Below are 26,826 nucleotides of genomic sequence, written 5' to 3'. Positions count from 1 at the left end.
GAGTGCACAACGCTGTGCGTGCGCCCCTGTGCAACGTGTTCCGACATTGTCATCCTGATGTCGCGGTGTTTCGCCAACGTTAAAAGTCCGCGCTGGGGTGCGGACCGTCACGATGAGGGGCCCAGCACGGCCTGTGCACGATGCCCAACTCGGAGCGGCTTCTCTGTGCGCCTTGGCGTATACGGGCGCCACCTCTGCCGCGGCGTGAGTGAGACAGTGGCTTCGGGGTGCTCATGCACCTCGCCCAGCCACACCACACAGATCGGCCACGGAAGCCCTGCCATGACTGACACAGACAGCCGCGTGCCCGCGGGCACGGCGGTCCCCGACGAGGCCGGCACGCCGTTGGCCCTCGCCGCGCTGCTCTCCGGGACGTTGGTCGGCACGGTGAGTAACAACGTGGTGAACGTGCCCATGCCGGCCATCCTCGCCGAATTCGACGCACCGCTGGGCAGCGGCGTATTCGTGGTGGTCGGCTTCCTGATGACGTTCACCGCGACGATGCCGCTGGTCGGCTGGATCGGCGACCGGTTCGGCAGGCGGCGGGTCTACTGCGCCTCGATGGTCGCCACCGCGGTGTGCGCCCTCGGCGCCGCGACCGCTCCGTCGCTGGAACTGCTGATCCTGTGGCGCTGTGTGGGCGGTGCGGCGGCCTCCGCCCTCGGGCCGGCGGTGCTCGGTCTGCTGACCTGGCTGTTCGCCGGGGAGCGGCGGGGCAGAGCGGTGGGGCTGTGGGCCTCGGTGAACGGCATCGGCCAGGCCATCGGACCCACCATGGGCGGCTTCGTCGCTGACGGCTGGGGGTGGAGATGGGTGTTCGTGCCGCTCGTGCCGGTCGCGCTGGCCGGTCTGATCGGCACCCTGCTCCACATCCCGCGTCATCCCGGCACCACGATGCGTTTCGACACCATCGGCGCGACTTCACTGACCCTCGGGTCGGGGCTGCTGATCCTCGGCGTCGCGCTCGTCCCGCAGCAAGGTCTTTCGGCGGTCGTTGCCCTCGCGGTGATGGTGGCCGTAGCGGTCCTGATCTTTTTCGTCCGGCATTGCCTGCGGGTGCCGGAGCCGTTCGTCGATGTCCGGCTCGTGGCTGAGGCCCGGTTCGTGCGCAGCACCCTGGGCGCGTTCGCGTTCATGTTCAGCCTCGGAGCCACGCTGCTCGCGGTGCCCCTCTACCTCGTCGGCAGCGGCCGGACCGGGTCGCTGGCCGGCGCGGTGCTGCTGGCGATCCCGGCTTCGATGGTGATCCTGGGCCCGCTGGTCGGGCGCTACCTGGACCGGGTCGGGGCCCGCCGGGTCTTACGCACCGGGTTGGCGCTGCTGATCCTCGGCCAGGCCCTGCTCTGTGCGGCCGTCGGCACGCATCTGGTCGAAAAACGTTGGGGGTTGGCCGGCTTCGTGGGGGTTCTGGTCCTGATCGGCATCGGAACGGCATTCGTGCAGACGCCGGCGGCCACCGGCGCCACCCGCTCTCCTGCCGGGGCGCAGGGCACCGGACTCGGATTGTTCAACCTGGTGCGCTTCGGTGGCTCGGCGATGGGCGCGGCGTGGGTGGCGATCGCCCTGGGCCTGGGCGCCACCATCGGTTTCATGCTCGCGTTCGCGATGGTCTCCGTTGTTGCCGCGCTCGGACTGCTGGGCTCGTTCGTCGGGCCCGATCCGATGCCCGAGCGATAGCGCCGCCTCGGTCAGTGGAAGCTGGCCTCCCGGTCGACAGCGGCGTGCACCTCGCTGAGCAGGTCCAGCCGGATCGCCAGCCAGACGGTGAACTGGTTGTCGGGCAACCGGATATCGAGACCGATCGCCCGCGACACCCGATCCAACTTGGTGAGCATGGTGTTGCGGTGCACATTGAGCACCCGGGCGGTGGCGTTGACGTTCCCGCCGTGTGCCAGGTAGCCGGTCAGGAACTCGCGCAGATCGGGAGTGGCCCGCAGGGGGCCCAGGATGTCGTTGACCAGTGCCTTGCTCTGTTCGGTCTCGGCGATCTCGGCGAGCACCGTGAAACTCCGCAGATCCTGATAGGACACCGCGCCGGTGAGCCCCAGCCTGCGTGCGATACCCAGCGCGATGCGGGCTTCGCGGTAGGTGGCCGAGACGGCTTGTGCACCACCGGCCGGTCTGCTGTAGGACACGGCGACCGCAGCGCCGCGGCGGTTCTCCAGTTCGGCTGCCATCGCCTCGGCGTAGTGAACCATCTCGCGGTGTCGCGCGGCGTCATCGCCGCCACGGAGTGAGCGCACCACCACCAGGACGTCACCCAGCACGGTGACATAGGAGCGGACGGCGGGATCGGGTGCCACGTTGGCGGCATACCGGGCCAGCCGGACCATGCTCGCCGCGGGATTGTCCACCCCATGGGGAATCGCGCCCGGCGCGACGAAAACGCCGAACTGCGAATCGATGTCGATGTCGTGGTACTCCGCCCGTGCGCGCATATCGTGCTCGCTGGAGAAGTGGCCGTGGACCAGGGCCTGGACGAAATCACCGCGGGCGCGTTCCTCGGCCTCATCGACGCTGTGCTGTCGCAACATCTCCGAACCGATGATCGCGGTCGCCTGCTCGGTGACGACGATGTGCCGTGCCAGATCGTGGGCACCCGGTGCGGAATTCGGGACCAGGACGAGGACCCAGCCTTCGAAGGCCTTGCCGAGCCGGATGGCCGTGGAGATGGCGGTCCAGGTGTTGCCGTGCGGGTCCGCGAGGTGCTCGACACGGGTGTCGTGATGACCCGAGAGCCGGGCGGCGGCCGGCAGGTCGACCGTCAACCTCGGCACGATGACCTCGGTGAGAACCCCCGCCGCCTCGGCGGCCAAGCCGTTGTGGGCCACGATCTGGCCACGGGCGTCCAGTGCGACCGCGGGGTTACGGGCGAGGTTGGACACCTCGCGGATCAATATCTGCAGCCCGGCCCCACGGTGAAAAAGTCCCGCCAAGGAGGTGTGCACGTGTGTGGCGTACCGCATCACGTGCACTTCCCGGCTCAGCGCCCGCTCCGCCAACAGCCGGTTCAGGGCGGTGAACCCGACCGGAAAAGCCATCTCGATCACCACCAGCCCGGCAGGCAGGGCCGCCGGGAAATCGGCGGGGACCGCACCGTCGACCAGCAGGGTGGTGGCGCCGCGGGCGGCGAGCGCGGCCAGGGCGCCGGCGGTGCCGAGCAGCGCTTCCGGACGCGCGTAGACCGCGACGCCGTCGAGTGGCTCGTGGCCGGACAACACCTCGGAAAGCGGCAGAACCCAATGCAACTCGCTACCGAGGTGATCGTGCCCGGCCATCACCCGGGCACCCGACATGAGCGATTCATCGAGCAGTCCGGCGACCGTCATCCGGTCACCGTGCGGGTGCTCTGCTGGCATGTCCTCACCTGCTCTGTGCGGCGCGTTCGTCGTCGCGGTGGCGGATCGAACCACCACGATCACACTGTCGACTGCCCACAGACTATGTGCAGTTTGACCATGATGCGGCCGACAAAGCGGACATTGTGACCAAGGCGGGCGCCCGCTTGCGCCGGTAGACATGCACCAGGCGAACAGCCCGAATCGGTCATCACCGACAAACTTCAGGAGGTCAGCAGATATGCACCAGATCTACCGGATCACTCTCGACGACGCCCTGCCCCTGCTCGCCGCCGGCCGGGCCAAGGCAGAAGAGATCGGGGTCAAGCAGACGCTGTGCATCTGCGATGACGGCGGCAATGTCCTTGCCCTGCATCGCCTTCCAGGGGCCCGGTTGACCGGGGTGGACATCTCCATCGCCAAGGCGTTCACCGCGGCGGGCCACGAGCGGGCCACTCACCTGTTCAACGAGGCGCCCGACGGCCCGGCACTGCCGGGTAACGAGGCCTTCGGTATCAGCCACATGCTGCCGGGTAAGTTCGCGGTCTTCGTGGGCGGATTTCCGCTCGTCTTCAACGGCCAGATCATCGGTGGCGTCGGGATCAGCGGTGGTAACGGCGCACAGGACAAGGCGGTCGGCGCGGCGATCCTGGCCGAGTTCGAGGCGCTGACCGCGGCCGTCGTCAGCCGTTGAGGGTGTGCACGATGACTCGTGACGTCGCTCCTGCGGGGTGAAGTTGTCCATGTCGCAACGCCGGTCTGCTGGCTAACGTCGTTGGTGCAGAGCCGACTTCGCACTGTCGCATCGTCTCGCAGCCACATCCATTGCGAAACATCCTTTTCTGCCGATGATTTCGCGAAATCAACTGATCGAAGGGATCGATTCCATGACCGAACTACTGGGCCGTGAGGAGTTCCGCGCAGAACTCGAGAACGCCATCAAGGGTCGCGAGGCCAAGAACGCATCGTTCTCCAAGGCGTGGGCCGAGGGTCGGCTGGAGCGCCACCATTTCGCCCGCTGGGCCGAGAACCACTTCCACTACGTCGGACCGTTCGCCGATTACCTGGCCAACATCTACGCCAACACCCCCGACGAGTTCACCGGCGCCAAAGACTTCACGTTGCAGAACATGTACGAAGAGGAACTCGCCGACATCCGGCACACCGACCTGCTGATCAAGTTCGGCGAGGCGTGCGGCACCACCAAGGAACGCATCGAGGACCCCAACAACATGAACGCCATCACCCGTGGCCTGCAGTCCTGGTGCTACGCGGTGTCGCAGCGTGAGCACTTCGTGGTGGCGACGGCTGCGCTGGTGGTGGGGCTGGAATCTCAGGTGCCCAGCATCTACACCAAGCAGATCGTGCCGCTGCGAGAGGTCTACAAGTTCACCGAGGACGAGATCGAGTTCTTCGATCTGCACATCACCTCCGACGTGGTGCACGGCGAACGCGGCTACCAGATCGTGCTGGACCACGCCGACACCCCGCAGCTGCAGCAGCGTTGCCTGCAGATGGTGCGGTGGGGAGCCGAGATGCGGTTCTCCTACACCAAGGGTCTGTATGACACCTACGTCGCACCCGAGCTGGAGCCGGTCGCGGTCTGAGTGATTTCGGCGCGCCCACGTCCGCTGCGCGAGCGTGGGCGCGCCGAAATCGGACAGGAGAATCATGGAATGGACCGCGGTCGCCACCGCGCGCGAACTGGGCAGACGCCGCAAGCTGCGGGTCGAGGTCGGTGGTATCGCCGTCGCCCTGTTCCAGACTGAGGGCAAGGTGTATGCCTTCGCCGATCTCTGTGTGCACCAGGATCGTTCGCTGTTCAAGGGCACACTGCTGCACGGCAAGGTGATCTGCCCGGGCCATCAGTGGCAGTTCGACCTGGAGACCGGCTACGAAGCCGACCAGGACCTCTGTCAGCCCACCTACCCGGTGCGCGTCGATGACGATGGCACCGTCTACGTCAACCTCGCGCCGGAAAGCCGCGTGCCGGCCCGAACCGAAGAGGAGGCGCGGATATGACACCGCGCACCATCGTCACCGTCGGCGCCGGACAAGCAGCCGCCGTCGCCGCCCGCAACCTGCGCAGGCAGGGGTTCGACGGCCGCATCATGCTCATCGGTGACGAACCACACGCGCCCTATCAGCGCCCGCCGCTGTCCAAGGAGTTCCTGGCAGGCACCGACACCGAGGCCGCCCTCTGGATTCTGCGCCCCAGCTGGATCGCCGACAACGACGTGGAGATCGTCACCGGAACGAGTGTGCTGCGGGTGGAGCCGGCGTCACGGACCGTTGCGGTGGACAGCGGGGCCGATATCGAAGCCGACGCAGTGCTTTTCGCCACCGGAGGAACTCCGAGAACGCTGACCGTGCCCGGCCCGCGGCCCGATCTCGTGAACTACCTGCGCACGCTCGACGACGCCCTGCGGCTGGCCCCGGTGCTGGTGCCGGGGCGGCGGCTGGCCATCATCGGCGCGGGCTTCATCGGCCTGGAGATCGCGGCCACTGCGGCCGCCGCGGGTGTGTCGGTCACCGTGTTCGAATCGGTACCGGTGCCGCTGGCCCGCATCCTCGGATCCGCCATGGGCGAGGCCGTCTGCCGGCTGCACCGCGACCACGGCGTGGACCTGCGCACCGGGGTGCGGTTGGCCGGCATCCGGACCACCGCCGACGGTGTGCTCATCGACATCACCGGTGCGGCAGAACCTTTCGAGGCCGACGCCGTCGTGATCGGTATCGGCATCACGCCGAACACGACCGCCGCCGAGGCGTCCGGGCTGGGTGTCGACGACGGTATCGTGGTGGACGCGTCGGGCCGCACCAGCATCCCGGGCGTCTTCGCGGCCGGCGACGTGGCACGCCGGTACTCCGAGCGGGCGGGCCGCCACGTTCGCCTGGAGCATTTCGACAATGCCAGCAGGCAGGGTGTCGCGGTGTCGAACGCGATGCTCGGCCGCGACATGCCCTCGGATGACGCGCCGTGGTTCTGGTCGGACCAGCACGGGCACAACCTCCAATTCATCGGTGCGGCAACCGGAGATCCGGTGATCCGCGGTGATATCGGTGCACGGGACTTCACCGGCTTCTACCTCGAAGGCGCCACCGTGCGGGGCGCCTTCGCCGTCGACCGTGGAGAGGACATCATGGCCGCGCGGGAGCTGCTGGGCCGCGAGGTCGAGGTGGCTGCCCTGCGCGACGAGAGCACCGATCTGTGGGACCTCGCCTACGCAGACGTCGACGAAGAATCGCAGGTACAGCAATGACCTCAGGACTCAACTTCATCGGCGGCGCCTGGGTGCCCGCTCAGTCCGGAAACACCTTCACCCGGACCAATCCGGCCGACCCGACCGATCTCATCGGAACCTTCCCCGCCTCGGGGCCCGCCGATGTCGCCAACGCCGTCGATGGGTTGGCGAAGGCCGCGCCGGAGTGGGCCGCCAGTGCACCCGAGCGACGCGCGGCGATCCTGGAATCGGCTGCGGCAGAGCTGGAGAGGCGCGGCCCTGAACTGATCGCCGAGCTGGTCCGGGAGGAGGGCAAGACCCTCGCCGAAGCGACTATGGAAGTCGGCCGCACACCGGCGAATCTGCGGTTCTACGCCGCCGAGGCGACCCGCAGCGGGGGAGTGACGCTGCCCGCGGCCGGTGGCACCCTGGTGTACACGCTGCGCGAACCGGTCGGGGTCGTCGGTGCGATCACACCCTGGAACTTCCCGCTGAACATTCCCTCCCGCAAGCTCGGACCGGCCCTGGCGGTCGGAAACCCGGTGCTGTTCAAGCCTTCCGAGCTCACTCCACTCATGGGTCAGCGTCTCGTCGAGGCACTGCTGGCCGGCGGGCTGCCGCCCTCGGTGATCGCGCTCGTCCAGGGCGACGGGGTGGCCGGGGCCGCGGTGGCCGCTGACGAACGCATCGCGGCGGTCACGTTCACCGGTTCCACGGAAGTCGGCCGCGCCATCCACGGCCGGGTCGGACCGCACCGGCGGGTTCAGCTGGAGATGGGTGGCAAGAATCCGGTGCTCGTCGCCGACGATGCCGACCTGGACCGCGCGGCGGCGCTGATCGTCAAGGGCGCCTTCGGGTTGTCCGGTCAGGCCTGCACCGGCACCAGCCGGGTGATCGCCACCGATGCGGTACACGACGAACTGGTCGAGCGCGTCGTCCGGCGCACCAACGCCCTGGTGGTCGGCCCGGGCGCGGTTGACGGTGTGGACATGGGCGCACTGGCGAGCGCGCAACAACTCGACAAGTTCGCGCACTATGTGGCGGTCGGGGTGGCCGAAGGTGCACGGCTGCGGTGCGGGGGCACCACCGTGGATGTGGCGGCCAGTCCAGGTGGCCATTTCGTGCGGCCCGCCGTGTTCACCGATACCGAGCCCACGATGCGCATCGTCACCGAAGAGGTGTTCGGCCCGCTGTTGGCCTTCCAGCGGGCGGGGTCACTGAACGAGGCGATCGAGCTGGCCAACGCTACCGAGTTCGGGCTGTCGGCGGCGATCGTCACCTCGGACCTGCTCACCGCGCAGCGGTTCGTGCGTGAGTCGCGGACCGGTCTGGTCAAGATCAACCAGCCGACCACCGGGATGGCGATGAACGCACCGTTCGGCGGCTACAAGGCCTCGTCCACCGCGACGTTCAAGGAACAGGCCGGGGCTTCGATGATGGAGTTCTATCTCGCCGAGAAGACCGTCTACCTCAACACCTGACGCGCAGTGACCTGAGACCACAGCCTGAGACCACAGAAAGACGGAGAACAACAATGGATTTCGTTCGGGTAGCACGATCCGGGCAGGTGCCCGAGGGAATCGTGCGGCGGTTCTATTCCGGCGATCACGAGTTCGCGGTGGCACGGCTCAAGGGCAAGGCATACGCCACCTCGAACTACTGCACACACCTGGACTGCCTGCTGTCCTCCGGCAAACTGCGCGATGACGGTATTGGCTGCTCCTGTCACGGCAGCGCCTTCGATCTGGAGACCGGTGAACCGATCAGCCCGCCGGCCACCGAACCCATCAAGACCTTTCCGTGCGAGGAACGGGACGGTGAGATCTTCGTCGGCGTGGAGCCGGGCGAGATGCCTGCCGGCCCGACCCGCCGGGCCCGCCGGGGCGCCTGATGAGCGCGGCGCGACGCCCGCCGACGCTGTCGGCGGCCGGCATGGTCAGCAGCAGCCACCCGGCCGCCAGTCTGGCCGGTGCCCGGGTGCTGGCCGACGGTGGTAACGCCATCGACGCCACGCTGGCGATGGCCGGACTGACCTGGCTGACCCTGCCCGGCCAGTGCGGTATCGGCGGCGACGCCTTCGCCGTGGTGCGGGAACCCGACGGGCGGGTGTGGACCGTCAACGGATCCGGCTTCGGCCCCGATGGCGGAACCGCGGATTTCTATGCGGCGCTCGGTCTCAGCGCGATACCCATGGATGGCCCGCTGGCCGTCGCCGTGCCCGGCGCACTCGCCGCGCTGCGGGCACTCCACGGCGGCGGCGCCACGCGGTCGCTGCCGGAACTGTGGGAACCCGCCGCCCGCATCGCCGAGAACGGGCTGCCCTGCTCGGAGCGCACCGCCGGCGATGTCCGCTCGGCTGCCCAGGCGGTTGCGGCAGACCCCGGACTCTCGGATATCTATGCGCCGCAAGGTGTTCCGGTGGCCGTCGGCCGCCGCCTCCCGCAGCCGGCACTGGCGGCAACCATCCGAACGCTGGCACACAACCCCGGCAGCTTCTACACCGGCGAGTTCGCGGAGCGGGCCGTGGCCGCGCTCCACGCCGGTGGTGCGCCGTTCAGCGGCGACGAATGGGCCGTGGGGGCGCGGGTGACTCCCGAGCCGGCGCTTACCGGACGCTACGCCGGTGCGTTGCTGCACCAGACCCCATTGCCGACACCCGGGTGGATGGTGGTGCAGCAGGCAGCACTGTGCGACGGGGTGCTCGGTGCGACGGAGTGGCTGTCCGCGGCCGCGATCGACCGGCTGGCCCGCGCCGCCCGACTGTCCTTCGCCGACCGATTTGCGTTGTGCGGCAGCGATAACCATCGCGACGGGGTCGACTACATCCGCACGGCAGAACGTCTGGACGCGCAACGCCGCGATCTCGACGGCCGCACCGAAGTGCGTGGCCGTATCGAGGTCGCGGCGGGGGACACCACCTCGACGGTGGCGGTCGATGCCGACGGGCGCGCGGTGAGCTTCATCCACTCGCTGGCGTTCACCTTCGGCGCGAAGTTCACCGTGCCCGGCACCGGCGTGGTGCTCAATAACCGGCTGGGCCGGGGCGCCTACCTTATACCAGGACATCCCAACGAGGTGAAACCGCGCCGAAAACCGCTGCACACGCTCAACGCGTGGATCGTCACCGACGATGCGGGCGCCCTCAAACATGTCGGCAACACCCCGGGCGGCGACGGCCAGGTGCAATGGAACATGCAGTTGATCTCCCATGTGCTGGACCACGGGCGCAATCCCGCGGAGGCGGTGGCCGCCCCACGGTTCACGGTGTTTCCCGGCTCGGACGCCGACATCATCGGCGCCCCTGAGGAGCTGCGTCTGGAACCCGGCGTGCCGGCCGGGGTGCGCGACCAATTGAGCGCGCTGGGACATCGCGTGGTCGTCCAGCCGCGGTGGGGAGCGGGCGGCAGCGCGCAACTGATCTCGGTGGACGACCGTGGTGTGCTCAGCGGAGCCGCCGATCCCCGCCAGGAAGGCGTGGCACTCGGTGTCGACTGAGCGCGTGGCGCCGCTGCCACAGGGCGACTATGTACCCGCGGTCCTGCACGACCGGGTCATCCACACCGCGGGTATGACGCCACGACGGGACGGTGCGCTGCTCTACACCGGCATCGTCGGTGACACCGTCTCTCCCGAGGATGCGCGTGCCGCGGCCGGGCACGCAGCGGGCAATGCACTGGCCGCCGTACGCTCGGTGCTGCCCGAGCGCGCCGGGATACGTTGTCTGAAGATGACCGTCTTCATCGCCTGCGCGCCGACATTCACCCAGCTCAGCGCGGTTGCTGACGGCGCGTCAGCCGTGCTGGCCGCGGAACTGGGTGCCGGTGCACTGCCGGCGCGCAGCGCTGTCGGCGTCGCGTCTCTGCCGTCCGGAGCGCCCGTCGAGGTGGAACTGACCGCTGCCGTGGTGTGACGGCGCAGCCCCGGCTGAGCTGGGATTTGGCGCTGAGCAGCGCGTCCCCTAGACTCTAGGGGTTGCCGCGGGCAGACCTCGGTCATATTCCTATGACCCTGCGTGCCCTGCGGAAACAAGACCGCGCATGACCAGGTCGGTATCTGGCGTGCACACAACCCAGGTCAGGAGATCGAGTGATTCAGCAGGAATCGCGGCTGAAGGTCGCCGACAACACGGGTGCCAAGGAGATCTTGTGCATCCGCGTGCTCGGTGGCTCGTCGCGGCGCTATGCCGGTATCGGCGACATCATCGTGGCGACCGTCAAGGACGCCATCCCCGGCGGCAACGTCAAACGTGGTGACGTCGTCAAGGCCGTCGTGGTGCGCACCGTCAAGGAGCGTCGCCGCGCCGACGGCAGCTACATCAAGTTCGACGAGAACGCCGCCGTCATCATCAAGAACGACAACGACCCCCGTGGCACCCGCATCTTCGGGCCGGTCGGTCGTGAGCTGCGTGAGAAGAAGTTCATGAAGATCGTTTCGCTTGCCCCGGAGGTGTTGTAAATGAAGGTGCACAAGGGCGACACCGTGCTCGTCATCTCCGGTAAGGACAAGGGCGCCAAGGGCAAGGTCCTCGAGGCCTACCCGACCCGCGACAAGGTTCTCGTCGAGGGTGTCAACCGGATCAAGAAGCACACCGCTCAGTCGCAGAACGAGCGTGGCGCGTCCTCGGGCGGCATCGTCACGCAGGAGGCGGCAATCCACGTCTCCAACGTGATGGTCGTCGACTCCGACGGCAACCCGACCCGGATCGGCTACCGCGTCGACGAGGAGTCCGGCAAGAAGATCCGCGTCTCCAAGCGCAATGGCAAGGACATCTGACATGACCACCGTAGAAAACACCGCCAAGGTGCAGCCGCGGCTGAAGCAGCGCTACCGCGAGGAAATCAAGGACGCGCTCAACAAAGAGTTCAACTACGCCAACGTGATGCAGATCCCGGGCGTGGTGAAGGTCGTCGTGAACATGGGTGTCGGTGACGCCGCCCGCGACGCCAAGCTGATCAACGGCGCGGTCAACGACCTCGCCCTGATCACCGGCCAGAAGCCGGAGATCCGCAAGGCCCGCAAGTCGATCGCACAGTTCAAGCTGCGCGAGGGTATGCCCATCGGCGCCCGCGTCACGCTGCGCGGCGACCGGATGTGGGAGTTCCTCGACCGTCTCGTGTCGATCGCGCTGCCCCGTATCCGCGACTTCCGCGGCCTGAGCCCCAAGCAGTTCGACGGCAACGGCAACTACACCTTCGGGCTCGCCGAGCAGTCGGTGTTCCACGAGATCGACGTGGACTCCATCGACCGCCCCCGTGGCATGGACATCACCGTGGTCACCACGGCGACCAACGACGATGAAGGACGAGTGCTGCTGCGGGCCCTCGGCTTCCCGTTCAAGGAGAACTGAGCAATGGCAAAGAAGGCTCTGGTCAACAAGGCCAACAAGAAGCCGAAGTTCGCGGTGCGTGGCTACACCCGGTGCAACCGCTGCGGCCGTCCGCACGCGGTGTACCGCAAGTTCGGCCTGTGCCGAATCTGCTTGCGCGAGATGGCACATGCGGGCGAACTGCCCGGTGTGCAGAAGTCCAGCTGGTAACCAGCATTCATTCGATTTCAAAACACGGAAGGCCCCATGAAGATTGACACAGTGTCGATCGACTACGTGGGAACCGCCGCGAGGAAGGTGAACCGGCTGTCATGACGATGACCGATCCCATCGCAGACTTCTTGACGCGTCTGCGTAACGCCAATTCGGCGTACCACGACGAGGTGACGCTGCCTCACTCGAAGATCAAGGCCAATATCGCCGAGATCCTCAAGAGTGAGGGCTACATCTCAGATTTCCGCACCGAGGATGCCCGCGTCGGCAAGGCCCTGGTCGTGCAGCTCAAGTACGGCCCCAGCCGTGAGCGCAGCATCGCCGGCCTGCGTCGGGTGAGCAAGCCCGGCCTGCGGGTCTACGCGAAGTCCACCAATCTGCCTCGGGTGCTCGGCGGCCTGGGCGTGGCGATCATCTCCACGTCCTCGGGTCTGCTCACCGATCGCCAGGCATCTCGACAAGGCGTGGGCGGCGAAGTCCTCGCTTACGTCTGGTAGGGGAAGAGAACATGTCGCGTATTGGAAAACAGCCGGTTCCGGTTCCCGCCGGAGTCGACGTGGCCATCGAGGGCCAGAACGTGTCGGTCAAGGGGCCCAAGGGCACCCTGACCCTCGACATCGCGGAGCCGATCGTGGTGTCCCGCAATGACGATGGTGCCATCGTCGTGACCCGCCCCAACGACGAGCGGCGCAACCGCTCGCTGCACGGGCTGTCGCGCACGCTGGTCGCCAACCTGGTCACCGGTGTGACCGAGGGCTACACCACCAAGTTGGAGATCTTCGGCGTGGGTTACCGCGTCGCGCTCAAGGGCGCCAACCTGGAGTTCGCGCTCGGCTACAGCCACCCGGTGCTCATCGAGGCGCCGGAAGGCATCACCTTTGCGGTGGAGACGCCCACCAAATTCTCGGTCTCCGGCATCGACAAGCAGAAGGTCGGCCAGATCTCCGCTGTCATCCGTCGCCTGCGCCGTCCCGACCCGTACAAGGGCAAGGGCGTGCGTTACGAGGGTGAGCAGATCCGCCGCAAGGTCGGAAAGACAGGTAAGTAACCCATGGCTACCACGAAGACTGAAGCCGCCACCCGTAAGCCGGTGGGGCAGAACATCTCCGAGACCCGGCGCAACGCGCGCCTGCGCCGCCACGCCCGGCTGCGCAAGAAGGTCGAAGGCACCGCTACCACGCCGCGGCTCATGGTGAACCGCTCGGCGCGGCACATCCACGTGCAGCTCATCGATGACCTGACCGGCACCACGCTGGCCGCCGCGTCGTCGATCGAGGCCGACGTGCGTGCCGTCGAAGGTGACAAGAAGGCCGTCAGCACGCGCGTCGGTCAGCTGATCGCCGAGCGCGCCAAGGCCGCCGGTATCGAGGCCGTCGTGTTCGACCGCGGTGGGTACACCTACGCCGGTCGCATCGCGGCGCTTGCCGATGCCGCGCGCGAAGGCGGGCTGAAATTCTGATGACTGTTAACGAGAGGACTGCATGATGGCCGAGCAGGCTGGCGCCGGTTCGGCGCAGGACAATCGCGGCGGCCGCGGAGATCGCGGCGGCCGAGGCCGTGACGATCGCGGCGGCCGTGGCCGCGGTGATGACCGCGGCGAGAAGAGCAACTACATCGAGCGCGTCGTCACCATCAACCGCGTCTCCAAGGTGGTCAAGGGTGGTCGGCGCTTCAGCTTCACCGCGCTGGTCATCGTCGGTGACGGCAACGGCATGGTCGGCGTCGGCTACGGCAAGGCCAAGGAAGTTCCGGCCGCCATCGCCAAGGGTGTCGAGGAAGCGCGTAAGAACTTCTTCCGCGTGCCGCTGATCGGTGCGACCATCGTCCACCCGGTTCAGGGTGAGGCCGCGGCCGGTGTCGTGATGCTGCGACCGGCCAGCCCGGGTACCGGTGTCATCGCCGGCGGTGCTTGCCGCGCGGTGCTCGAATGTGCCGGTGTGCACGACGTTCTGGCCAAGTCGCTGGGTAGCGACAACGCGATCAACGTGGTGCATGCCACCGTGGCGGCGCTGAAGATGATTCAGCGCCCCGAAGAGGTGGCGGCCCGTCGTGGGCTGTCCATCGAAGATGTGGCGCCGGCCGGCATGCTGCGGGCCCGTCGCGAGAGCGAGGCGCTGGCCGCTGCGGCAGCGCGTGAAGGATCGGCATAACCATGGCTGAAGTCAAGATCACCCAGGTGCGCGGGACCATCGGCGCACGCTGGAAGCAGCGCGAAAGCCTGCGGACCCTGGGACTGCGGAAGATCCGTCAGTCGGTGGTTCGTGAGGACAACGCGCAGACCCGCGGTCTGATCAAGGCCGTCCATCACCTCGTTTCGGTCGAGGAGGTCTAGGAATCATGAGCGTCATCAAACTGCACGACCTGAAGCCGGCGCCGGGCGAGAAGACCGCCAAGACGCGCGTCGGCCGTGGTGAAGGTTCCAAGGGTAAGACCGCGGGCCGCGGCACCAAGGGCACCAAGGCTCGCAAGAACGTCCCCTCGACGTTCGAGGGCGGCCAGATGCCGATCCACATGCGTCTGCCGAAGCTGAAGGGTTTCCGTAACCGGTTCCGTACCGAGTACGGCGTGGTCAACATCGGCGATCTGGGCAAGGCGTTCCCGGACGGCGGCACCGTCGGTGTCGACGAGCTGGTGGCCAAGGGCCTGGTGCGTAAGAACGTACTGGTGAAGGTCCTCGGCGACGGCAAGCTGTCGGCCAAGGTCGATGTCACCGCGCACAAGTTCAGTGGCAGCGCCCGCGAGGCGATCACTGCTGCCGGCGGCTCGGCGACCGAGCTGTAGTAGTTCTCTTCACAAACGGCCCCCGCCTCCGGCGGGGGCCGTTTGCATGGGCACGCTAATCCTCGGGGCGCATCTGGCCCCTGCGCATCATGTCGTTGACGGCGACACCCCACCTCTCCAGCTGGGCGGGTGAGGTGAACGGGGCCGGTAGGTGCCGCTCGATGTGCGGCCGCAGCAGCACCGTGCCGAAGAACAACAGCACCGGATTGAGCGCCGCCCAGGTGTGGTCCAGATCGTCGCGGGCGAGGCCCTCCTCAGCCCGCCGCTCCCACCGGGTCAGGCCCTGTTCGATCAAGGTGTCGAAGATCGCGGAACCGACCGGCGTGACCTCCACGAGTGACCGGGCCAGATAGTCGACGACGGTCGGGTGCTGTACCAACAGTGCGGTGACCTTCTGACCGAAGGCCTCGAGCGTGGTGGGTCCCGGCCCGGAGGCGAGCGTTGTCTGGATCACTTCGACGACGTACCGGTCGACCGCGTCGACCAGCCCGGCCTTGGTCCCGAAATGGTGCTGGACCAGTCCGATGGACACCCCTGCCGCGCACGCGACCTCGCGCAACGAGGTGGCCCCGACACCGCGCGCGGCGAAGTTGACGAGCGCGGCGTTGCGGATCTTGTCGGCATTCGAAGCGGCCGGATCGCGGGTGGAATCCGGCGGCCAGCGAGTCACCGACCCACCGTATAGCCCGACGTGGCAAGTACGAATGTATCGTGCAACAATACGTTCGTATTGGCCTGCCTGGGGGCGAGGGGTCGGGCAGGCCAATACCCCCGGTCGTCTGCGGGCACCTCGTCCTTCATTCAGGCAGCTGCGGGATTACTTCGGCCGCAAGGCGTTCCATCTGCTCACGATCCTCGGCGACTGTCGCGCCCAGGGGGTTCAGCAGGATGGTCTGTGCTCCCGCGGCGGCCACCTCGGCCAGTCCACGCACCACGTCGGAGGGTGTGCCTACCACCGCGACGCCTTCGAGCCCCGCGCCACGGCCGTAGATCCGGTCCAACCCGGCCACGGCCCGATCCCACGCGCGGGATCTGTCGTCGTCGACGATCAGGTAGACCCGCTTGCCGATGGTGAACCGGGCCGCGTCCCTGGCTTGTTCGTCGAGTTCGCGGCGCAGCGTGTGCACTGCGGTCGCGAAGGCGGCGGTGGTGGACGATCCGGCCCCCAGAAACGCGTCTCCGTGCCGGACCGCCCTGGCGAGCGCGGCAGGTGCGTTACCGCCGAACCAGATCGGCGGATGGGGGCGCTGCACCGGCTTGGGCACGATCTGTAGGTCGGCGACATCGCGGAACCGCCCGTGGAAGGTCAGCCGGGGCTCGTCCGACCATGCCGCCTTCATCAACTCCAGTCCTTCGGTGAAGCTGGAGATGAACGACGACCCGTCGACGCCGAACGCCGAGAACTGACGTCCACCGCCGCCTGGCGCGACTCCCAGATCGAGCCGGCCGTGGCTGAGCCGGTCGACGGCGGTCACCGCCGATGCCAGCTGCAGCGGGTCGTGTAGGGACGTGACCAAGACCGCCACCCCGAGCCGCAACCGTGTCGTGCACGCCGCCGCGTAGGAGAGCAGTTCCAGAGGGGCGATCAGCGGGGCGGGGCCGACCGTCTGCTCGAGCGTCCAGCCGCCGTCGAACCCGAGTTCCTCGGCCCGGGCCAGATACTCCTTGACGCCGGTGGTGTCGAACGCGGTGTCCACGAACTGGGGCAGGGAGATGGAGAACCTCACGGCCACACGGTACGGCCGATCGAGTGCCGCTGCCCGTCTCCCGACGATCGGTACGCTCGGGTGATGTTCGGATTTCTCCCAGGCACTACAGAACTGCGCGCCATCGTCCGCAAGGTGGACACGGCCCGGCACAACGGCGTGCCCGACGGGTGTGTGCTGGAACTGGACCTGCAGGCGGTGCCGCCGGAGACCACCGGATTCGATCCGATGGCGCTGATCTCGGCCGGCGGAAAGCCGATCACCCTGCGTCAGGCCGTCGCCGCCATCGACCGTGCCGCGAAGGACGATCGGGTGGCCGGTCTGATCGCCCGGGTGCAGATCCCCGCGGCAGCGCCGGGCCCGGTGCAGGAACTGCGCGAGGCCATCGTCTCCTTCGGCGAGCTGAAGCCGACACTCGCTTGGGCCGAAACGTATCCCGGCACGTTGTCCTACTACCTGGCCTCGGCGTTCCGCGAGGTGTGGATGCAGCCGTCGGGCACGGTCGGGCTGGTCGGTTTCGCGACCAACGCGATGTTCCTGCGCGATGCCCTGGACAAGGTGGGGATCGAGGCCCAGTTCGTGGCCCGTGGCGAATACAAGTCGGCGGCAAACCTTTTCACGCAGGACGGCTACACCGACGCGCATCGGGAAGCGGACAGCGCGATGATCGAGAGCCTGCACGCGCAGGTGCGCACCGCGGTCGCGGCATCGCGGCACCTCGACGGCGCCGCGGTGGATGCGCTGGCCGACAAGGCCCCGCTGCTGCGCGATGACGCGGTGACCGGCGGGCTGATCGACCGCATCGGTTTCCGCGACGAGGCCTACGCGCGGATCGCCGAACTCAGCGGCGGCGCAACGGTTGCCGACGGTGAGGACGCGCCCCCTCGGCTGTTCCTGTCTCGATACGCGCGGGCCACCGCCGCCAAACCGATACCGAACATCCCCGGTCTGAACAGCAAACCGACCATCGCGGTGGTCACGCTGCACGGACCCATCGTCAGTGGGCGCGGCGGACCGCAGGTGCTGCCGATCGGCAACTCCAGCGCGGGCGGGGACACCATCGCCGCCGCCCTGCGCGAGGCCGTCGCCGATGACGACGTATCGGCGATCGTCTTGCGGGTGGACAGCCCCGGTGGCTCGGTGACGGGTTCGGAAACCATTTGGCGGGAGGTGGTCCGAGCCAGGGCCGCCGGCAAGCCCGTGGTGGCGTCCATGGGTGCCGTCGCCGCTTCCGGCGGCTACTACGTGTCGATGGCCGCCGACGAGATCATTGCCAATGCCGGCACGATCACCGGTTCGATCGGTGTGGTCACCGGCAAGTTGGTGGCCCGTGAGCTCAAGGACCGTCTCGGGGTGGGTACCGATTCGGTGCGCACCAACGCCAATGCCGACGCCTGGTCGGTCAATGCGCCGTTCACCGCGGAACAGCACGCCCACGTGGAAGCCGAGGCCGACCTCTTCTACACCGACTTCGTGCAGCGGGTCGCCGATGGCCGCAAGCTGTCGGTCGAGGATGTCGACGCGGTGGCCCGAGGCCGGGTGTGGACCGGGGCGGACGCGAAGGAGCGTGGTCTGGTCGACGAACTCGGCGGTCTGCGCACCGCGATCACCCGGGCCAAGGTGCTCGCCGGCGTAGCTCCCGACGCCGCCGCCCGCTTGGTGAGCTACCCGGGCTCGTCGCTGCTGGACATGTTGCGGCCCAAGGCGTCATCGCAGCCCGTGGCCGCCTCCCTGCCGCAGGCACTCGGCGCGCTGCTGGGCCGTTCGGTCGTCGGGGCGCTGGATCAGGCGCACAGCGCCGTCAGCGGTGTGACGGCGCTGTGGCTGGGGGACTACCGCTTCTGAGTGCCGCTGATGTAGACGATCTCGGCCATCGGGTTGTCCGCAACCACCTCGGGTAGCGGCAACCCGTAGCGCGCAAAGAGTTCGGCCCGTGGCACACCGGTCATCTCCCAGCCCCTGGCGCCCAGATAGTCGGCGGCAGAGTGCCTTTCGCCGGGATAGACCAGCGACGGCATATCCAGGTCCAGTCCGAGAGCCTTCAGGCTCGCGGCCTCGTCACGCACCGCCTCCGGGTCGAAGTCGCGCAGTCCCGGCACGAACTCGGTGGCCACGGTGCTTCCGGGGGCGCTGAGTTGGTCGATGACGTCGAGCAGGCGGTCCTGGGCCTCCGGAGGTAGGTAGATCAGCAGTCCCTCGGCCAGCCAGGCGGACGGGGCGGCGGCATCGAAGCCGGCGTTGCGCAGCGCGGTGGACCAATCCTCGCGCAGGTCGATCGACACCGTGCGGCGCTCGGTGGTCGGTACGGCGCCGATGCCGGCCAGTGTGCTGGTCTTGAACTCGATCACGTCTGGCTGGTCGATCTCGTAGACGACCGTCCCGGCGGGCCAGGCCAAGCGGTAGGCGCGCGAGTCGAGTCCGGATGCCAGGATGACGACCTGCCGGATGCCCGTCTCCGTGGCGGCCATCAGATACTCGTCGAAGAACTTTGTCCGGACGGCCATCTCGTCGATATTGGCGCGAGCGCGCTTGGCGGCCTCCGGCGAGATGTCCGTGAGATCGAGCTCGCCGTCGATCATCTTCGTGAAGAAGTCGATGCCGACCGCGCGCACCAGCGGCGCTGCGTAGGGATCGTCGATCAAGCCGTGCGGTTCGGTGCTGGCGATGGCGCGGCCGGCGGCCACCAGGGTGGCGGTGGCTCCGACGCTGGAGGCGACATCCCAGGAGTCGCCGTCGGAGCGCGCAGTGCTGTTGGTTGCCATGAAAATTCCTTCAGTCCCGAATGGCGGTGATGGATACCGAGTGCTGCAGCGGGTTGGCCAGTTCGGGGAACTGCCGGCCGTAGTCGGCGAACACGTCTCGGCGGCTGCGGCTGTGCACCTGCCAGCCCCGGGCGGACAGATAGTCCACGACGTCGTTGCGCTCACCCTTGTAGAACAGCTCGGACAGATCGATGTCGAATCCTTGCGCGCCCCACTGCCCGACCATCTCCTTGGCGCGTTCGCCGAGCGACTGGCCGAAGTCGCCGCCGTGATACTCGGTGGCGAGCCGGCTACCCGACACAGACAAGGCGGTGATCTCGTCGAAGAGCCGGTCCTGCGCGTCGGGCGGCAGGTACATCAGCAGGCCCTCGGCACTCCAGGCGGACGGTGCAGCCGGATCGAATCCGGCTGCCGTCAACGCCGAAGGCCAATCCTCGCGCAGGTCGATCGCGACGGTCCTGCGCTGCGCTGACGGCCTCGCGCCGAGGGCATCCATGGACTGCGTCTTGAAGGCGATGACGTCTGGCTGGTCGATCTCGTAGACCACGGTGCCCGCAGGCCAGTGCAGGCGGTACGGCCGGGTGTCCAGGCCGGAGGCCAGGATGACTGCCTGGCGTACGCCGGCGTCCCCGGCAGCGATGAAGAAGTCGTCGAAGAACCGGGTCCGTACGGCCATGGTGTCGGTGATGAGCCGGATACCGCCGGCGGCGGCCTCATCGTCGGGGATCTCGATATCGCCGTTGACCAGCCGGGTGAAGAAATCCACACCGACCGCGCGCACCAGGTCCGCGGCATACGGGTCGTCGATGATCGCGTCGGGCTCGGCGGTGGCCAGCGCGCGGGCCGCGGCCACCATGGTGGCGGTCGCGCCCACGCTGGAGGCCAGGTCCCAGCTGTCCGTCTCGGACCGCGCCATCACTTCACCGCGGTGATGTAGATGGGCGACCCGAACTGCGCGTCCTCGTCGAGCGTGGGCAGGCCGTAGCGGGCCAGCAGCTCGTTGGTGGGCACGCCGGAGGTCTGCCACCCCAGGTCGTCGAGGTGGGTGCCGGCGTCGGTGCGGTCGCCCAGATAGACCAGCTCGCTGAAGTCCAGGTCGAACCCGTGCTCGGCCCATTTGTCGGTGACCGACTGCATGCGCTCCTTGAGCACCTCGGGGTCGACGTCGCCGGTGCCCGGAACCGCCTCGGCGGCCAGCCGGCTGCCAGGGGCACTGTTCTCGGTGATCAGATCGAGCAACCGGTCCTGCGCCTCCGAGGGCAGGTAACCGAACAGGCCCTCGGCGATCCAGGCGGTCGGTGCTGCCGGGTCGAATCCCGCGGCCCGCAGCGCGGACACCCAGTCGTCGCGCAGGTCGACGGCCACCGTCCGGCGATCCGCGGTGGGCTGCGCACCCAACTCGGTCAGTGTCTGCGTCTTGAACTCGATGACCTCGGGCTGGTCGATCTCGAACACCACCGTGCCTGCCGGCCAGTCCAGCCGGTAGGCACGGGCGTCCAGGCCGGCGGCCAGGATTACGGCTTGGCGCACACCCGTGTTCCCGGCGGCGGTGAAGAAGTCGTCGAAGAATCGGGTCCGTGCGGCCATACCGTTGGCGAACCGCGCGATGTTCATCCGGGGGTCGTCGCCCAGGTCCGATTCACCGAGTTCACCGTCGACGAGTTTGGTGAAGAAGTCGACGCCGACCGCCCGTACCAGTGGGGCCGCGAACTGATCGTCGATCACCGGATTCGGGGCGGCCGAGGCCATTGCCCGGGCGGCCGCCACCATGGTCGCGGTGGCGCCGACGCTGGATGCCAGATCCCAGGTATCGCCGTCTACGCGTGCCATCACAAGGCCCCTCTCGCCGTTTTACTTAGCTGATGTAATGAACGATTCCGACTGTACGCCTTGAATCTGTCTGCTTCCTTGGACACGAGCGAGGCCCCCGACAGTGCTGCCGGGGGCCTCGTCGATACGTGCGTGATGCGTCTAGTTACGCCGCAGCGCTGGAGCCGCCTGCCGACGAAGCGGACGCCGAAGAGGACGAACCTTCCGAGCTCGCACCCTCGGGCTTGCGGTGCCGGCCGACGCCGGTGGACGTCTTGGTCGTACCGGTGGACGCCGAGGCGGTGGAGTTGGTGCCGTCGTCCTGGCGAGCGTGCTTGCCGTAGGTCGAGCCCTTCTTGCCCGTGCCCTGCTTGCCGGTGGTGGAACCCTTGCCGTCGGTGGCGTCCTTGGCCCCGGCCGTGTCGCCGGTCTTGTCGCCGGTCGTATCGGTGGACGTCCCGGACGCCGAGCCGGCGGTGGTGGTACCGGTGCCGGTGGTGTCCTTGGTCTCCGTCGAGGTCTTCTCGTCGGTGGGGGTCTTCACCTCGGTCGTGGTGTCCTTGACCTCGGTCGGATCCTTGACCTCGGTGGTGGTGTCCTTGGTCTCGGTCGGATCCTTGGTCTCGGTGGTGTCCTTGACCTCGGTCGTGTCCGTGGCGTCGGTGCCGTCCTTGGTCTCCGTGCCGGACTTAGACGTTTCCTCGGCGGTCTTGCCCGTGCTGCCCGCAGTGGAAGGAGCTGCGGTCAGGGCCAGCGTCTGGACGCGCGAACTCGTGACGGTCGTCGCGGCGGCCACGGTCGCCGTGGCGCCGACCGCACCCCTGATGACGCCCAGGTCGTAGGCGATGAGCTTGCCCGGCAGGGCGAAGACGTTCTTGATGGCCGTCACCTCGTCGGTGAAGGCCTTCGCCAGATCGGTCGGGATCGCGGCCCAGTCGCCGGTGTAGAGGTGACCCATCGCCGAGTTGAGGCCCTTGATGAACACCAGCAGCTGACCCACGGTGTTCACGGCCGTGTTGAAGTTCTGCAGCGGCAGCGAAAGAAGTGTGGCGATGCCGGTAACGGTGGTCCCCGCACTCGCAGTGGCGACAGCGGTGCCGGACTTCGCCGCGGTGGCGGCAGTTGCGGTGGCGCCGAACGCACCGCCGATGACGGAGAGGTCGTAGGCGATCAGCTTGGCGGGCAGCGCGATGACGTTCTGGATCGCCTTCTGCTCATCGGTCCACGCCTGCAGGAGGTCTGCCGGGACGGAACCCCAAGCGCCCGTGTAAAGGTGGCCCATCGCCAGGTTGAGGCCCTTGACGAACACCAGCAGCTGACCGACCGTGTTGATCGTCGTGTTCAAGTTGTTCAGCGGCAGGCCGGCCACGGCGAGCAACTGGTCGATCGACGCCGTCAGCTCATAGGGCTGTTCGAGCGTGGAAACGGTGCGGTGCTGAACGGCGGGCGCAGTGGCGGCCGCTGCGGCGTGCGGCGGAGCGGTAACCAACGATGCGGTGATGCAGAGTGAGCACACACCGGCCGTCAGTGAAGCGGACTTACGGTTCACAGCGGAAACTCCCTGGGTCTGGGTGAGTTTGACAGGCAGAAATTACCTTAGGAATTGCTAATCCACTACCCAGCAATGTCTTTAAATCACCTGGTATTGAAACCGCAGGTCTTCTACCTGCGACTGAGGACAATCTCCCAGCGTGAGTTCTCCTAGAATTCACCGAAATCTCGCTGAGGAAGGCGTATTTCGCGCCACGCGCGAGATCTTCCCCGCGTATCGAGCATGCCCGTTTCGGTGGAGTGGAGCCTGGGGTGCGAGCCGAGGGTTGCGATCGCGCGAGCTTTGCCAAGGGTGAATTTGTCTGTAAATCAGTACATTTCGACACGGATGCCGTGGCTCTCCGCTGTAGAGGATTCTCGTGTCGACGACAAGAAGCCGCATCCCACAGGTTAAACCCGTTGGGATACGGCCTCTTTCGTGACTATGTGTGTGTTGTGGTCAGCCTTGCGGTGCTGGAGCGGGGGCTGGGGGAGCGCCGTCCGCGGGTGCCGGCGGGTCTGGCAGGTACTGGCCGAGGCCGGGCGGAATGTTGGTCCCGGGCGGAGGTGCGGTGCCCGGCAACGGTTCTCCGAGCTGCTGCTGCGGAAGCTGGCCGAGCAATCCGCCCCGCAGCCTGCCGTCGCGGTAGAGGTCGATGTACCGGCCCAGCCACTCCCGGCGGCTCACATCGGCATGCTCTTCGCCGGGTGCAACGTCGAACTGTTCACATTTGCCGGGAGCCGACGGGACATCGCACTGCGGCAACCCATAGGCGTTGTTGAACGGGTTGAGGTTGGGTACTGCGCCTGGACCTGCGCCGGGAGCTGCCGGCGCAGGGAGTTGGCCGAGAACGGTGTTGCGGTCCAGCCCGGATATATCCTGCGGAGCCCCGAGTGCGCCCGGTGCGGCCTGAGAGCCGTTCTGTGCCAGGACATTCCATCCCGCCGGCCCGAGCGGTGCACCTATCACCGGCACATTCGGTGCGGGCGGAAGCGGCGCGGGGTCGCCGGGAACAGGCAGCGGATCTGGTGGCAGCGGGTCCGCAACGGCGGTCGCCGGGAAGGCGACCGCCGCTGCCAGAGCCACTAAACCAGCTGCCGCCGCCACCGTAGAACGGTTGCGGGAGTAGCGATCTGGTGTGGGAGTCATGCCGACGTCAGACAGACTTGGTCACGCCGTAGTAGGCGACGACGTCATCGGTGTCCTCGGTCGAGCTGGTCAGCGTGGCGTAGGAACGCAGGAACGACTGACCGACGCAACCGTCGACCTTGATATGGGTGTCCTTCAGGGTGACCCGGACCGGTGCCGCCTTGTATTCCTTCTTGTCGACGGCGACGTTGGAGACGGTGCCGGGCTTCGCGTGGATCTCGATGGTGCCCGAGATCGGGAATGACACACCGGTCGGGATCAGCCCACCGGCCAGCGACGAACCGGAGGTGCTGACACCCACCGAGCCGATGAGACGGACCTGGCCCAGCTCGATACCGCAACCGATCTGGTAGCCGGCCTCGAGGGTTCCGCCCTTGAGGGTGGTCTTGCCCTTGCCCGTGACGGTACCGGTGAAGGTTCCGCCGACCAGGTACTCGCGCGAGGAGACGGCGGTGGTCAGCGGCGCGACCGGCAGTTGGGTCTCGTCCTTGGCCACCACGGTGAGCACCCAGCCGTCCGGGGTGGTGACGATGCCGGGTTCTGCAGAGGCGACCACACCGTTGTCCGGCGGCGGTCCGGCGTCATCGACCGGCGGATCGGCCAGGGCGATCGGCGCCGTCGCAAGCGGCAGCGCCATGCAAGCGGCAACTGTGGCAATACGCTTCAACATTTTTTCTTCCGTTCCGGTGCGCATGTGGTCAGACGGCCTTGGTGACGCCGAGGTAGGTGACGACGTCGTCGGTGTTGTCGGTCGAGCTGGTCAGCGTCGCGTACGAGCGGATGAACGACTGGCCCGCGCACTGGTCGGTCTTGATCCGGACGCCGGTGATGGTCACGCGAGTCGTGGTGCCCTTGAACTTCTTCTTGTCGATCGCGACCGTCGTCACGGTGCCGGGCTTCAGGTAGACCTTGCCCTGCAGCGATACACCGAAACCGCCACTGACGTCATTGGTGAACGGAATCTTGATGCCGGGGGTGAAGCTGGCGCCGGGGTTGATCTCCATTTCATCGGAGACGATGCCGCAACCGATCTGCTCGCCGGCCTCAAGCGACCCGCCGGTCAGCTTGGTCTTGCCACCACCGGTGATCTTGCCGGTGAAGGTGCCGGCGACCAGGTATTCGCGCGAGGAGACGGCGGTGGTCAGCGGAGCCACCGGCAGCTGGGTCTCGTTGCTGCCGACCACCTCGAGGTGCCAACCGTCCGGGGTGTTCAGGACGCCCGGTGCCGCAGAGGGAACATCACCTTCGGGCGGAAGGGGATTGGTGGGATCGAGCGGGGTGATGGCTGAATCGGGGTTGGCGGGGGGCGGTGGCGGGTCGGCCTGTGCGAGAGGCGCAGTCGCAACCGGCACCAGCACGCAGGCAGCCAGAGCGGCAAGATGTTTGTACATGGTGGTGATATCGCCCTCTCATATTCGGAATACCGAAGGTCGAACGGTTATGTAACGGATACGTCGCGTCGGAGCCTCTAATGGCGGGGTTTCCGGACGGTGAACGGAGGGGAAATTGTTCACGCCCTGTTCCCGTCTAGTGCGCGTCTTCGAGCTGGGCTTCTTTCCGGAATCACATTCGGGCCCAATGAATTCCACAGGGGGATGCAAACGAATGGACGGCAGCCGGAAACCAGCCGTTGGTGGTTCGTTCATTGTTTGGACACCTGATGAATGGACCGTGATGCGCATTGCAGTCTCGGCGCCAATCTCCAACCGGACCGCGCGAGACCGACATTGTTTGGAGGAAGCGCCTTGAAGTCACCTCGGCTGAACGAGAAGGCCCGGAAAGCCGGAGTCGTGTCGCTTATCGCACTCGGTATGGGTTTCGCGAGCGCCGCGCCGGCGTACGCCGATGACCTCGACGCCGATCCGGCGCCGGCACCGGTGCAGGCCGCGCAGGTACAGGTCGGTGCCATCACATCGGAGGGGGCCAACCCGGCCGCGGTCGCCGCGTGCGCACAGTTCGCTCAGGTGCTCGACGGTTCCGCGCAGTACTACGGAGACTTCGCCGACTCCCTGGAAGGCTCCGGCTACAGCGATCCGGCGGTGGCGAGCAGCAACTCGACCGGGCGGACCGCGTTGCGCGAGGCCGCCGGAATCTCGATGGACGCGGCGAACACCCCGGGCCTGCCACCGGATATCTCCGACCCGATGCGCACGTGGTCGCTCGGCGCCACCAAGCTGCTGGTCAAGATGGGACTGCGCATTCCCGGTGACAGCTTGAACGGCACCGCCACCGAGATGAACAATCAGGCGACCCGCGTACAGGAAGCCTGCGCTGCGGCCGGGACGCACGCCTGACCCGGTGAGGATCATTGCTATCGGGGCGCTCGCGCTCAGCCTCGCGTTGGCGGGCTGCTCGGACGAGGCAGCCTCGGACGCCGCGAAACCGCCCAAATCGGTGCCGGACTCGGCGCTACCCGGACTGCTGCTCAGCGCCAAGGACATCGACACCGCCATGGGCGTCACCGGCATGACGCCGCAGAACCCGGTGGATGTGATGGGTGACCATCGCAACCTGTTGTCGAACCTGAACTGCCTCGGGGTGTGGCAGGTGAACGAAGCCCCCATTTACGACCCGAGCCACTACAAGACGCTGCGCCAGCAAATGCTCCGGACACCCAATACGGATCAGTGGGACAGCCTGGTGGTGCAGTCGGCGGTGACCTATCGGACTGCCGATGCCGCACGGGCATTTTTCGACGATTCGGCGGACCGGTGGTCCAAGTGCACCAATCACACCATCAACATCAGGGTCAACGGACAGGCGCTGCCGAAGTGGGTGAGCGGTGAACTCGCCAAGACTGACACCCTGTTGTCGTTGCCATATACCCGCGGCGCCGACAGCCAGACCAGGTCGTGTCAGCGGGCGCTGGCCCTGGCGGCCAACGTGATCCTCGACATCCAGGCCTGCAAGCCTGCGCAGCAGGAGCCGATCAGTGCGGCGGTCGATATCGCCGACAAGATCGAAGCGAAGATGCCCCGATGATGGGG

At 67.3% G+C, this 26,826-nt stretch carries 32 protein-coding genes; 22 read left to right on the top strand and 10 right to left on the bottom strand.

Annotated elements, in window-relative coordinates; all coding sequences use genetic code 11:
• Positions 1-282: 282 nt before the first annotated feature.
• Complete coding sequence (locus QN239_RS26750) at positions 283-1,677, top strand: MFS transporter (RefSeq protein ID WP_499014934.1); 1,395 nt, start codon at positions 283-285, stop codon at positions 1,675-1,677.
• Between the two features lie 11 nt (positions 1,678-1,688).
• Here QN239_RS26750 and QN239_RS26745 read toward each other — a convergent pair whose 3' ends face one another.
• Complete coding sequence (locus QN239_RS26745; protein WP_499014933.1) at positions 1,689-3,359, bottom strand: PucR family transcriptional regulator; 1,671 nt, start codon at positions 3,357-3,359, stop codon at positions 1,689-1,691.
• A 220-nt stretch (positions 3,360-3,579) separates the two neighbouring features.
• On the opposite strand from QN239_RS26745, the gene QN239_RS26740 reads away from it, so the two are divergent.
• From QN239_RS26740 to rplO, 18 genes are all read left to right on the top strand, one after another.
• On the top strand, positions 3,580-4,032 hold the full coding sequence (locus QN239_RS26740) for a GlcG/HbpS family heme-binding protein (RefSeq protein WP_090359859.1): 453 nt from the start codon (positions 3,580-3,582) through the stop codon (positions 4,030-4,032).
• A 193-nt stretch (positions 4,033-4,225) separates the two neighbouring features.
• The gene (locus QN239_RS26735) at positions 4,226-4,945 is read left to right on the top strand and encodes an iron-containing redox enzyme family protein (RefSeq protein ID WP_090360518.1); all 720 of its coding nucleotides are present in this window, start codon (positions 4,226-4,228) and stop codon (positions 4,943-4,945) included.
• 64 nt (positions 4,946-5,009) lie between these two features.
• Positions 5,010-5,360 (top strand): Rieske (2Fe-2S) protein, encoded by a 351-nt coding sequence (locus tag QN239_RS26730; protein ID WP_090359856.1) that lies wholly within the window; start codon positions 5,010-5,012, stop codon positions 5,358-5,360.
• Positions 5,357-6,601: an NAD(P)/FAD-dependent oxidoreductase gene (locus QN239_RS26725; protein ID WP_499014932.1), complete on the top strand. Its 1,245-nt coding sequence runs from the start codon at positions 5,357-5,359 to the stop codon at positions 6,599-6,601. Before QN239_RS26730 ends, QN239_RS26725 begins: the two co-directional genes overlap by 4 nt.
• A complete protein-coding gene (locus QN239_RS26720; RefSeq protein ID WP_499014931.1) occupies positions 6,598-8,043 on the top strand; it encodes an aldehyde dehydrogenase family protein in 1,446 nt (481 codons plus the stop codon). Before QN239_RS26725 ends, QN239_RS26720 begins: the two co-directional genes overlap by 4 nt.
• A 53-nt stretch (positions 8,044-8,096) precedes the next feature.
• Positions 8,097-8,453 (top strand): Rieske (2Fe-2S) protein, encoded by a 357-nt coding sequence (locus QN239_RS26715; RefSeq protein WP_499014930.1) that lies wholly within the window; start codon positions 8,097-8,099, stop codon positions 8,451-8,453.
• Positions 8,453-10,057: a gamma-glutamyltransferase family protein gene (locus tag QN239_RS26710; protein ID WP_499014928.1), complete on the top strand. Its 1,605-nt coding sequence runs from the start codon at positions 8,453-8,455 to the stop codon at positions 10,055-10,057. Before QN239_RS26715 ends, QN239_RS26710 begins: the two co-directional genes overlap by 1 nt.
• Positions 10,047-10,472: a RidA family protein gene (locus QN239_RS26705; RefSeq protein WP_499014926.1), complete on the top strand. Its 426-nt coding sequence runs from the start codon at positions 10,047-10,049 to the stop codon at positions 10,470-10,472. Before QN239_RS26710 ends, QN239_RS26705 begins: the two co-directional genes overlap by 11 nt.
• A gap of 176 nt (positions 10,473-10,648) precedes the next feature.
• A complete protein-coding gene (rplN, locus tag QN239_RS26700; protein ID WP_018601827.1) occupies positions 10,649-11,017 on the top strand; it encodes a 50S ribosomal protein L14 in 369 nt (122 codons plus the stop codon).
• Positions 11,018-11,335 carry a 50S ribosomal protein L24 gene (rplX, locus tag QN239_RS26695; RefSeq protein WP_090359845.1) on the top strand — a complete coding sequence of 106 codons (318 nt, stop codon included), beginning with the start codon at positions 11,018-11,020 and terminating at the stop codon, positions 11,333-11,335.
• Position 11,336: 1 nt separating this feature from the next.
• On the top strand, positions 11,337-11,909 hold the full coding sequence (rplE, locus tag QN239_RS26690) for a 50S ribosomal protein L5 (protein WP_090359843.1): 573 nt from the start codon (positions 11,337-11,339) through the stop codon (positions 11,907-11,909).
• Between the two features lie 3 nt (positions 11,910-11,912).
• The gene (locus QN239_RS26685; RefSeq protein WP_083736047.1) at positions 11,913-12,098 is read left to right on the top strand and encodes a type Z 30S ribosomal protein S14; all 186 of its coding nucleotides are present in this window, start codon (positions 11,913-11,915) and stop codon (positions 12,096-12,098) included.
• A gap of 101 nt (positions 12,099-12,199) precedes the next feature.
• Positions 12,200-12,598 (top strand): 30S ribosomal protein S8, encoded by a 399-nt coding sequence (gene rpsH, locus QN239_RS26680; protein ID WP_090359841.1) that lies wholly within the window; start codon positions 12,200-12,202, stop codon positions 12,596-12,598.
• An 11-nt stretch (positions 12,599-12,609) separates the two neighbouring features.
• A complete protein-coding gene (rplF, locus tag QN239_RS26675; RefSeq protein WP_090359839.1) occupies positions 12,610-13,149 on the top strand; it encodes a 50S ribosomal protein L6 in 540 nt (179 codons plus the stop codon).
• A gap of 3 nt (positions 13,150-13,152) precedes the next feature.
• Positions 13,153-13,560, top strand: a complete 408-nt coding sequence (rplR, locus tag QN239_RS26670) for a 50S ribosomal protein L18 (protein ID WP_090359836.1) — start codon at positions 13,153-13,155, stop codon at positions 13,558-13,560.
• Between the two features lie 25 nt (positions 13,561-13,585).
• Positions 13,586-14,251 (top strand): 30S ribosomal protein S5, encoded by a 666-nt coding sequence (gene rpsE, locus QN239_RS26665; RefSeq protein WP_499014922.1) that lies wholly within the window; start codon positions 13,586-13,588, stop codon positions 14,249-14,251.
• 2 nt (positions 14,252-14,253) lie between these two features.
• Positions 14,254-14,433 carry a 50S ribosomal protein L30 gene (gene rpmD / locus QN239_RS26660; RefSeq protein ID WP_499014920.1) on the top strand — a complete coding sequence of 60 codons (180 nt, stop codon included), beginning with the start codon at positions 14,254-14,256 and terminating at the stop codon, positions 14,431-14,433.
• 5 nt (positions 14,434-14,438) lie between these two features.
• A complete protein-coding gene (gene rplO, locus QN239_RS26655; protein WP_499014918.1) occupies positions 14,439-14,882 on the top strand; it encodes a 50S ribosomal protein L15 in 444 nt (147 codons plus the stop codon).
• 55 nt (positions 14,883-14,937) lie between these two features.
• On the opposite strand, the gene QN239_RS26650 is transcribed toward rplO, so the two are convergent.
• Positions 14,938-15,552: a TetR/AcrR family transcriptional regulator gene (locus QN239_RS26650; protein ID WP_499014916.1), complete on the bottom strand. Its 615-nt coding sequence runs from the start codon at positions 15,550-15,552 to the stop codon at positions 14,938-14,940.
• Positions 15,553-15,679: 127 nt separating this feature from the next.
• Positions 15,680-16,609 carry an LLM class flavin-dependent oxidoreductase gene (locus QN239_RS26645; RefSeq protein ID WP_499014915.1) on the bottom strand — a complete coding sequence of 310 codons (930 nt, stop codon included), beginning with the start codon at positions 16,607-16,609 and terminating at the stop codon, positions 15,680-15,682.
• 63 nt (positions 16,610-16,672) lie between these two features.
• On the opposite strand from QN239_RS26645, the gene sppA reads away from it, so the two are divergent.
• Positions 16,673-18,433: a signal peptide peptidase SppA gene (gene sppA / locus QN239_RS26640; protein ID WP_499014913.1), complete on the top strand. Its 1,761-nt coding sequence runs from the start codon at positions 16,673-16,675 to the stop codon at positions 18,431-18,433.
• On the opposite strand, the gene QN239_RS26635 is transcribed toward sppA, so the two are convergent.
• The 7 genes from QN239_RS26635 to QN239_RS26605 form a co-directional block, all read right to left on the bottom strand.
• Positions 18,421-19,350, bottom strand: a complete 930-nt coding sequence (locus QN239_RS26635; protein WP_499014911.1) for a class I SAM-dependent methyltransferase — start codon at positions 19,348-19,350, stop codon at positions 18,421-18,423. The genes sppA and QN239_RS26635 overlap by 13 nt on opposite strands.
• A 10-nt stretch (positions 19,351-19,360) precedes the next feature.
• A complete protein-coding gene (locus QN239_RS26630; protein WP_499014909.1) occupies positions 19,361-20,266 on the bottom strand; it encodes a class I SAM-dependent methyltransferase in 906 nt (301 codons plus the stop codon).
• Complete coding sequence (locus tag QN239_RS26625; protein WP_499014908.1) at positions 20,266-21,180, bottom strand: class I SAM-dependent methyltransferase; 915 nt, start codon at positions 21,178-21,180, stop codon at positions 20,266-20,268. Before QN239_RS26625 ends, QN239_RS26630 begins: the two co-directional genes overlap by 1 nt.
• A 145-nt stretch (positions 21,181-21,325) precedes the next feature.
• Entirely contained in the window at positions 21,326-22,708 is a 1,383-nt protein-coding gene (locus tag QN239_RS26620) for a hypothetical protein (protein WP_499014907.1), read from the bottom strand.
• 441 nt (positions 22,709-23,149) lie between these two features.
• Complete coding sequence (locus tag QN239_RS26615; protein ID WP_499014906.1) at positions 23,150-23,776, bottom strand: hypothetical protein; 627 nt, start codon at positions 23,774-23,776, stop codon at positions 23,150-23,152.
• Positions 23,777-23,846: 70 nt separating this feature from the next.
• The gene (locus QN239_RS26610; protein WP_499014904.1) at positions 23,847-24,509 is read right to left on the bottom strand and encodes an MspA family porin; all 663 of its coding nucleotides are present in this window, start codon (positions 24,507-24,509) and stop codon (positions 23,847-23,849) included.
• Between the two features lie 28 nt (positions 24,510-24,537).
• On the bottom strand, positions 24,538-25,230 hold the full coding sequence (locus tag QN239_RS26605) for an MspA family porin (RefSeq protein ID WP_499014903.1): 693 nt from the start codon (positions 25,228-25,230) through the stop codon (positions 24,538-24,540).
• 399 nt (positions 25,231-25,629) lie between these two features.
• On the opposite strand from QN239_RS26605, the gene QN239_RS26600 reads away from it, so the two are divergent.
• Complete coding sequence (locus QN239_RS26600; RefSeq protein WP_499014902.1) at positions 25,630-26,133, top strand: Rv2240c family protein; 504 nt, start codon at positions 25,630-25,632, stop codon at positions 26,131-26,133.
• 4 nt (positions 26,134-26,137) lie between these two features.
• Positions 26,138-26,821 (top strand): sensor domain-containing protein, encoded by a 684-nt coding sequence (locus QN239_RS26595; protein ID WP_499014901.1) that lies wholly within the window; start codon positions 26,138-26,140, stop codon positions 26,819-26,821.
• Positions 26,822-26,826 lie beyond the last annotated feature (5 nt).

It is taken from the genome of Mycolicibacterium sp. Y3, from assembly GCF_051188035.1.
Classification (GTDB): domain Bacteria; phylum Actinomycetota; class Actinomycetes; order Mycobacteriales; family Mycobacteriaceae; genus Mycobacterium; species Mycobacterium fluoranthenivorans.
Note: the sequence above shows the minus strand (reverse complement) of the source record. Positions and strands in the feature narration are given on the sequence as shown.

Bases quoted from the DNA above. Each gene is read 5' to 3' on its own strand.
- QN239_RS26750 (WP_499014934.1), top strand. From the start codon at position 283: ATGACTGACACAGACAGCCGCGTGCCCGCGGGCACGGCGGTCCCCGAC.
- QN239_RS26745 (WP_499014933.1), bottom strand. From the start codon at position 3,359: ATGCCAGCAGAGCACCCGCACGGTGACCGGATGACGGTCGCCGGACTG.
- QN239_RS26740 (WP_090359859.1), top strand. From the start codon at position 3,580: ATGCACCAGATCTACCGGATCACTCTCGACGACGCCCTGCCCCTGCTC.
- QN239_RS26735 (WP_090360518.1), top strand. From the start codon at position 4,226: ATGACCGAACTACTGGGCCGTGAGGAGTTCCGCGCAGAACTCGAGAAC.
- QN239_RS26730 (WP_090359856.1), top strand. From the start codon at position 5,010: ATGGAATGGACCGCGGTCGCCACCGCGCGCGAACTGGGCAGACGCCGC.
- QN239_RS26725 (WP_499014932.1), top strand. From the start codon at position 5,357: ATGACACCGCGCACCATCGTCACCGTCGGCGCCGGACAAGCAGCCGCC.
- QN239_RS26720 (WP_499014931.1), top strand. From the start codon at position 6,598: ATGACCTCAGGACTCAACTTCATCGGCGGCGCCTGGGTGCCCGCTCAG.
- QN239_RS26715 (WP_499014930.1), top strand. From the start codon at position 8,097: ATGGATTTCGTTCGGGTAGCACGATCCGGGCAGGTGCCCGAGGGAATC.
- QN239_RS26710 (WP_499014928.1), top strand. From the start codon at position 8,453: ATGAGCGCGGCGCGACGCCCGCCGACGCTGTCGGCGGCCGGCATGGTC.
- rplX (WP_090359845.1), top strand. From the start codon at position 11,018: ATGAAGGTGCACAAGGGCGACACCGTGCTCGTCATCTCCGGTAAGGAC.
- rplE (WP_090359843.1), top strand. From the start codon at position 11,337: ATGACCACCGTAGAAAACACCGCCAAGGTGCAGCCGCGGCTGAAGCAG.
- QN239_RS26685 (WP_083736047.1), top strand. From the start codon at position 11,913: ATGGCAAAGAAGGCTCTGGTCAACAAGGCCAACAAGAAGCCGAAGTTC.
- rpsH (WP_090359841.1), top strand. From the start codon at position 12,200: ATGACGATGACCGATCCCATCGCAGACTTCTTGACGCGTCTGCGTAAC.
- rplF (WP_090359839.1), top strand. From the start codon at position 12,610: ATGTCGCGTATTGGAAAACAGCCGGTTCCGGTTCCCGCCGGAGTCGAC.
- rplR (WP_090359836.1), top strand. From the start codon at position 13,153: ATGGCTACCACGAAGACTGAAGCCGCCACCCGTAAGCCGGTGGGGCAG.
- rpsE (WP_499014922.1), top strand. From the start codon at position 13,586: ATGGCCGAGCAGGCTGGCGCCGGTTCGGCGCAGGACAATCGCGGCGGC.
- rpmD (WP_499014920.1), top strand. From the start codon at position 14,254: ATGGCTGAAGTCAAGATCACCCAGGTGCGCGGGACCATCGGCGCACGC.
- rplO (WP_499014918.1), top strand. From the start codon at position 14,439: ATGAGCGTCATCAAACTGCACGACCTGAAGCCGGCGCCGGGCGAGAAG.
- sppA (WP_499014913.1), top strand. From the start codon at position 16,673: ATGTTCGGATTTCTCCCAGGCACTACAGAACTGCGCGCCATCGTCCGC.
- QN239_RS26635 (WP_499014911.1), bottom strand. From the start codon at position 19,350: ATGGCAACCAACAGCACTGCGCGCTCCGACGGCGACTCCTGGGATGTC.
- QN239_RS26630 (WP_499014909.1), bottom strand. From the start codon at position 20,266: ATGGCGCGGTCCGAGACGGACAGCTGGGACCTGGCCTCCAGCGTGGGC.
- QN239_RS26625 (WP_499014908.1), bottom strand. From the start codon at position 21,180: ATGGCACGCGTAGACGGCGATACCTGGGATCTGGCATCCAGCGTCGGC.
- QN239_RS26610 (WP_499014904.1), bottom strand. From the start codon at position 24,509: ATGTTGAAGCGTATTGCCACAGTTGCCGCTTGCATGGCGCTGCCGCTT.
- QN239_RS26605 (WP_499014903.1), bottom strand. From the start codon at position 25,230: ATGTACAAACATCTTGCCGCTCTGGCTGCCTGCGTGCTGGTGCCGGTT.